Origin of the sequence: Actinospica durhamensis, assembly GCF_018139695.1 — a bacterium.
Taxonomy (GTDB): domain Bacteria; phylum Actinomycetota; class Actinomycetes; order Streptomycetales; family Catenulisporaceae; genus Actinospica; species Actinospica durhamensis.
In genome coordinates this window covers 1-3832 of the sequence record NZ_JAGSOG010000451.1, presented here as the reverse complement: position 1 = coordinate 3832, position 3832 = coordinate 1, and the positions used below count along the sequence as shown (strand labels likewise).

Here is a 3832-nt window from a genome sequence, read left to right as displayed (position 1 = left end):
CCGCCCGCCCCACGCGTGGCATCCGGTGCGGTAAGTCCTGCCGGCGGCCGTGCTCAGGTTTCCCAGTGGGCGAACCCGCTGGGCCCATCGCTCGACGCACCAGCTGATTCAGCTTTCGCCGAGCGCGATCGTCTCGCCTGTCGGCACGATGGTCAGCGGCACCTCGGTCAGCATCGAGGGGCTGAAGAAGCGGGTCATCGACTGCTGTCCGATCTCGCTCAGCATGGCCTCGTGGATCTGAATCAGGCGTCGTGGCTTGACTTCGCGCGTGTAGTCGGCGGCTTCGCCGACCTTGGTCCAGGGGCCGCTGGTGGGTAGGAGCAGTGTCTCGACCGGGGTCGGCGGGACGTGGTACGCGTCTCCGGGGTGGTAGACGTTCGCGTCGATGAGGTAGCCCACGTTCGCGACGGCGGGGATGTCGCGATGGATCCGCGCGTGCTGGTGACCGAAGACCGCGATGTCGAAGCCGCCGACCGTGATCTGGTCGCCTTCCGCCACCGAAGTGACCTGGCCGTGCCTGGCATCCTGCCAACGCTCGACGACGCCGGCCGGGCCGTAGACGCGCAGTTCGGAGCGCTCTTCCAGGGCGCGCGCGATCACGTTCTCGTCGAAGTGGTCGAAGTGCTCGTGGGTGATGAAGACGGCTTCGGCAGCGGCTACCACCTCGGCGGCGTCCGGAGTGAAGGTTCCCGGGTCGATGACGATCCGCGTGCCGTTCTTGGCCAGGGTCACACAGGCGTGAGCGTGCTTGGTCAACTGCATGATCAGTCCCATCGTTAGATGTACAGGAGAAACTGTACAGTCCCATCTGTGGATCTGCTACCTTGTGGACGTGGACGACACGCTGCCGAACGAGCCGATTCCTTCTCCCGAGGAAGTGGCCGCCCACCTCAGAACGACAGTCGGGGCCCTGGTGCGGGCCACGCGCACCGGCGACCTCCTTGCCCCGATCCCGGCGGCCGTGCTCGATCTGATCGACCAACGCGGGCCGATGACCACGGCAGACCTCGCAGCCGGGCGCGGCGTGCGCCACCAGACCATGACTGCCACCGTCAAAGAGCTCGCCGATGCCGGCTACCTCGCCGCAACGCCCGACCCCCGCGACGGGCGCAAGAAGCTGCTCGCCATCACCCCGTGCGGCAGCAGCGCCCTCGACACCGACCGGCATCAACGTGTCAGTGTACTGACCGACGCGCTCGGGTCGGCGCTCACCGGGGACGAACGGCGCGCGGTGGCCCACGCACTCACGCTCATCGACCGGATCACCGCCGCCCTCGCCGGGACGGAACACGCCCCGCTGCCTGAGCGCGGCCCGATCACCGGAGCTTGGTGATCCCTTGGTGACACTGCCGCTCTGACCCGCCCTCACGTCCCGGTCCCGACCCTGGGGACCGGCCATCCGCCGGCCCCTGGGGTCGATTTTCGGCCTTTCTTCATGAAAGGCCCCTGGTGAGGGCTGCGTCGCGATCGGTGTCCGAAATCTGACGGGCCTGGACGACGGGATGGCGGTAGCGCTACGGTTCCGGCTTATGAACGAGGCCCTCACGGCGTCGCTGTCGGCGGCGTGGCAGTACGTGCAGACGCACGGTGACGCCCTCGATCGAGCCAGGTTCGCCGTGTCGGCGAGCCGGGAGGTCGAAGGCGGCCCGATCAGTCCGCGGACCCCGCAGAACGCGGACGGCGGGTGGCCGGCGTTCTGGTCTGACGGCGCGTCGAGCCTGGACGGGACGTGTTACCAGCTCTTCCTCCTGCACGGTCTGCCGGCCGGGGCGGTGGCCGCCGACCTCGCGGCGGGGCTCGACTTCCTGATCCAGGCTCAGAGCGTGGACGGCAGCTGGAGCGAGGGGCCGAGTAGCCGTACGCCGGACTGGCTGCTGCCCGGGTCGCCCGGGGCGCGCGCTTACCTGACCGCCAACTGTGCGGCCATGCTGGCGGACTACGGCGTGGCCCCGGATGCCGTGGCGAAGGCGGCGGGGGCGTTGGAGTGGTCGGTGGACCCGCACGGGCGCCTGCCCGCCCCTACGGTGGCGCACTGGCTCGCCGCGCGGGTGCTGCGCACGCAGGGTCGCACGATGGTGGTGCGGCGGCTGCTCGACGTGGTCGGGCGCGGGTTCGAGGGTTTCGGCGCGGAGGATCTGGCCTGGTTCGGCACCTGCACGCGGCCGGGGGACCGGTGGAACCGGCGGATAGCCTCCCGGCTCACCGTGATCCAGAACCCCGACGGCTCCTGGTCCGACCAGATCGGCGAGCAGGGCTCGGCGACGCTCACCGTGACCGCGGCCCGGGTGCTGCTCGCGGCGGCCCCTTCGTTCGCCGACCGGCCCGAGGCGTAGCCGATCGGCGCGGGCTCCGGCGCGCGCCCGCCAAGGCCGGCCTCGCCGCCGACATGAACGCCGAACGGGTCCCCCGGCGCCGCCTGGTCGCAGGGGGACCCGTTCGTCTGTGCTACTCCCTCAGGGCCTCGCGGCTCAGCTGGAGGAGTCGACCGCGGAGCCGAGGGTGACGTTCGCCGTCGCCGTCTGGCCGTTGCGGATGTACTGGATCTGCACGGTCGTGCCGGGCCGGTACGAGTGCACCGCGGCCTCGAGCGCGTCCGAGCCGTCGATCTCCTGGTCGTCGATCTTGATGACCTCGTCGCCGTTCTTCAGACCCGCGGATCCCGCCGCACCGCCGGAGGTGACCTGCGCGAGCATCGCGCCGGTGTGCGTGGCGGTGGTGGAGGCGTCCTGCACCGAGACGCCGAGCACGGCGTGGGTCGGGGTCTGCTTGGCCTGCAGCTCGGAGATGACCGGCTTGGCCTGCGAGATCGGGATGGCGAAGCCGAGGCCGATCGAGCCGCTCTCGCTGCTGCCGCTCAGGTCGTTCGAGCCGGTGCTGGCGATGGCCGAGTCGATGCCGATGACCTCGCCGCTCATGTTGATCAGCGGGCCGCCGGAGTTGCCGGGGTTGATCGCCGCGTCGGTCTGGATCGCGTCCAGCGCCGTGACCGAGGTGGACGCGGTGGTGGAGGAGGAGCCGGAGCTGTCGTCGGACTCGGGGATCACCGGGCGGTTGAGCGCCGAGACGATGCCGCTGGTGACGGTGTTGGACATGCCGAGCGGGGCGCCGATCGCCACGACCTCCTGGCCGACCTGCACCGAGGTCGAGTCGCCGAGCGTCGCCGGGGTCAGGTCCTTGACGTTCTGGGCCTGGATCACGGCGAGGTCGCTGGTCGGGTCCCGGTCCACGATGGTGGCCTGCGCGTTGACGCCGCCGTCGAAGGTGACGGTGATGGTGTAGCCGCCCGCGGCCGCGGTGGAGATGACGTGGTTGTTGGTCAGGATCTCGCCGGTGGAGGTGAGGATGATCCCGGTGCCGATGTCGCCGCTGGTGGACGAGGAGTTCGAGGCGCTGGGCGCGACGGTGATGGTGACCACCGACGGCAGCACCTTCTTGGCCACGGCGGTGACCGCGGTCGCGTTGGCCGAGCCGGTGTCAAGGCCGCTGGTGTCCACGGTCGAGGTCGCGGCGTTGCCGGAGCCGTTGTCGCGCGTCGCGTAGCTGACCCCGGCGCCCACGCCGCCGCCGACGAGGGCGGCCACGAGCGCGGCGGTGACCAGCGTGCGGTTCTTGGCGTTGCGCGGGGCCGGCTCGAACACGAGCGGGGTGGTGCTCTCGCCGTACGGCGGCAGACCGCCGGCGGCGGGGGAGGCCCAGGTCGGGGCCGGCGGCTGGGCGTCGCCACCGGATCCGCCGGACGAGGTGACCAGGTCGCCGGAGAGGGGCCGCTGCGGTTCGGGCTGCTGCGGCGGCGTGGGCTCAGCCGCGGCCTGGGCCGGGTAGGGCTGCGGCA

The 3832-nt window shown here is 71.1% G+C and carries 4 protein-coding genes; 2 read left to right on the top strand and 2 right to left on the bottom strand.

The genetic code is table 11. The annotated features are described in order from the left end of the window. Window positions 1–108: 108 nt before the first annotated feature. Complete coding sequence (locus KDL01_RS39670) at window positions 109–762, bottom strand: MBL fold metallo-hydrolase (protein WP_212533883.1); 654 nt, start codon at window positions 760–762, stop codon at window positions 109–111. On the opposite strand from KDL01_RS39670, the gene KDL01_RS39665 reads away from it, so the two are divergent. Beyond that, entirely contained in the window at window positions 761–1333 is a 573-nt protein-coding gene (locus KDL01_RS39665) for a MarR family winged helix-turn-helix transcriptional regulator (protein ID WP_212533882.1), read from the top strand. The genes KDL01_RS39670 and KDL01_RS39665 overlap by 2 nt on opposite strands. A 196-nt stretch (window positions 1334–1529) precedes the next feature. Further along, entirely contained in the window at window positions 1530–2333 is an 804-nt protein-coding gene (locus tag KDL01_RS39660) for a prenyltransferase/squalene oxidase repeat-containing protein (protein WP_212533881.1), read from the top strand. A gap of 135 nt (window positions 2334–2468) precedes the next feature. On the opposite strand, the gene KDL01_RS39655 is transcribed toward KDL01_RS39660, so the two are convergent. After that, on the bottom strand, window positions 2469–3832 hold a 1364-nt coding region (locus KDL01_RS39655; protein ID WP_212533880.1), incomplete at its 5' end, for a S1C family serine protease.

Excerpts from the sequence above, each read along its gene's own strand:
- KDL01_RS39660 (WP_212533881.1), top strand. The coding sequence starts at position 1,530 with ATGAACGAGGCCCTCACGGCGTCGCTGTCGGCGGCGTGGCAGTACGTG.
- KDL01_RS39665 (WP_212533882.1), top strand. The coding sequence starts at position 761 with ATGATCAGTCCCATCGTTAGATGTACAGGAGAAACTGTACAGTCCCAT.
- KDL01_RS39670 (WP_212533883.1), bottom strand. The coding sequence starts at position 762 with ATGCAGTTGACCAAGCACGCTCACGCCTGTGTGACCCTGGCCAAGAAC.